Genomic DNA, 1,714 nt, shown 5'->3' with positions numbered 1-1,714 from the left:
CTGTGTTAAATCGTCATGTGTGTTTACCTTTGCCAATAAATAAATAATCGTATTAAGCAATAAGAGGATATTCATTATTTGGCCTCTCTTGCTGCAATACGTTCTTGAATCCATTGTTCAACATCAGCCAATAAAAAACCTAATCGTTTTTCGGTAATGGCGATTAATGGGGGAAATTTGCCTTGTTTGGAATAATTGCGAAGTGTAGAACGGCTTAACGAAGTCCGTTTTGCTGCAGTCGTTAAACTTATAAATGAATGGTTGGTCATGTTGGTTTAGTCTCAATTTTGAGCAAACCAAATGTCTTTTAAGGCCAAAATACGTTTTTGTACGTTTTATACTATTGTCTTTAGAGTACTAAAGAGTATAAATTTGCTTTGGTGTATCAAAACAAAAAACGGACGTTTGTTTTTTTGCACTAAAAAAACACTGGTTTACTCCTTTGTTTGAAAAAAAATGCGTTTAGAGTTTTGGCTGGTAACTTTGGCTCTTACGCGTGGATTTACAAAAAAGACGCTCTCTGAACATCTTGTTTTGAGGGCGTTTTTTTGTGTAACAATGCAGATAATACTCATAATAATCAATTATTAGCAAGTAGTAAAAAGTGCAAAAAAACTGTGGATAACTACCACTAAAAAAACCTTAAAAAATAAAACATTAACTAATGCAATAAGTTAGGGCTTGTTTGCTTGTGGATAACTTAACGTAATTACGTGTCAGTAAACATATCTGTCGTTTAGTATTTACGCTTAATCATTAAAAACATGACTAAACACAAGCAACCATCACCACAACAAACAAGCAAACGCGGCTTATTTGGTCGGGTTATCGGTGCCATCATTGAAAAGTAAAAGTTCTATTTTGCCTTGCCAGTCTAAACCTGTGCGTATGGCGTTGTACGCTGTGTCTAATGATGCAAAAGGGCGTTCACCTTCGCCTCGTTGACGCTTTAAACTTATGGGTCGGCCTGTTACATAATCAAAAACAGAAATATAAAATTTGCCTTCATCTTCAATAATCTGTACTGGTGCTGATTCGTGCGGCTTAAAATTCCAAACAGCGACAATATGCTTTAGCTCGTGTAATTGTTTTAAGGCTGAGTTATCCATTTATTCACCCCATTCTTAAATCGTTAATCTGTGCTTTAAAATCTTCATAGTCTGCTTTGCTGATAAGTTCAGCTTGTCGGGCGCAATCAATAAAGCCTGTCAGGTAGGAGGCTGACTTCTCTTTATTGTCAGGATATTTTTTAACAATGTTTTTGTGCTGAGTTATCAACTCATCAATAACGGCTAATTGCATAATGATATACTCGTTTTTTGTCTGTTTTGAGTATATCAAAATACACTAATTGATAAAGTTATTTTTATTATTTTGATGTGTAAAAAACATCTATTTAACATAATCGATATTATGCGATAAGTTCTACGCCTTATTTGCTGATGATTTTATTGGAATCAATAAAGCCTATTATTTTAGGCAATCGGGGCAAGATTACGGCAAGGTTTAGTCAAGGTTTTATAAATCCCCAATGTGTATTTTGGGGATATAAAAAAATGACTAGGGCGCGGTCTTGGCCAGTGTTCGCGCAAAGTTTTGATACTCCCCCCCATCATGCGCCAAGTGTTCAATAATTTTGACGAACCATAAAAAAGGCTGTTTTGCTGCGTACACTACTGCGTACACTTTCTTGCGTACTAAAAAAGCCTGTTTT

3 protein-coding genes are annotated in these 1,714 nt (G+C 35.4%); all 3 read right to left on the bottom strand.

Annotated elements, in window-relative coordinates:
- Window positions 1-74 precede the first annotated feature (74 nt).
- The 3 genes from Q0212_RS12880 to Q0212_RS12870 all read right to left on the bottom strand — a co-directional run bounded on the left by Q0212_RS12880 (window position 75) and on the right by Q0212_RS12870 (window position 1,302).
- Window positions 75-269 (bottom strand): AlpA family transcriptional regulator, encoded by a 195-nt coding sequence (locus Q0212_RS12880; protein ID WP_297926157.1) that lies wholly within the window; start codon window positions 267-269, stop codon window positions 75-77.
- Between the two features lie 543 nt (window positions 270-812).
- The gene (locus tag Q0212_RS12875) at window positions 813-1,109 is read right to left on the bottom strand and encodes a hypothetical protein (protein WP_297926155.1); all 297 of its coding nucleotides are present in this window, start codon (window positions 1,107-1,109) and stop codon (window positions 813-815) included.
- Between the two features lie 4 nt (window positions 1,110-1,113).
- Window positions 1,114-1,302 (bottom strand): hypothetical protein, encoded by a 189-nt coding sequence (locus Q0212_RS12870; protein WP_297926153.1) that lies wholly within the window; start codon window positions 1,300-1,302, stop codon window positions 1,114-1,116.
- Window positions 1,303-1,714 lie beyond the last annotated feature (412 nt).

It is taken from the genome of uncultured Agitococcus sp., assembly GCF_937920075.1.
Lineage (GTDB): Bacteria > Pseudomonadota > Gammaproteobacteria > Pseudomonadales > Moraxellaceae > Agitococcus.
The sequence above is the reverse complement of the archived record's forward strand: the minus strand, read 5'-3'. Positions and strand labels throughout refer to the sequence as shown.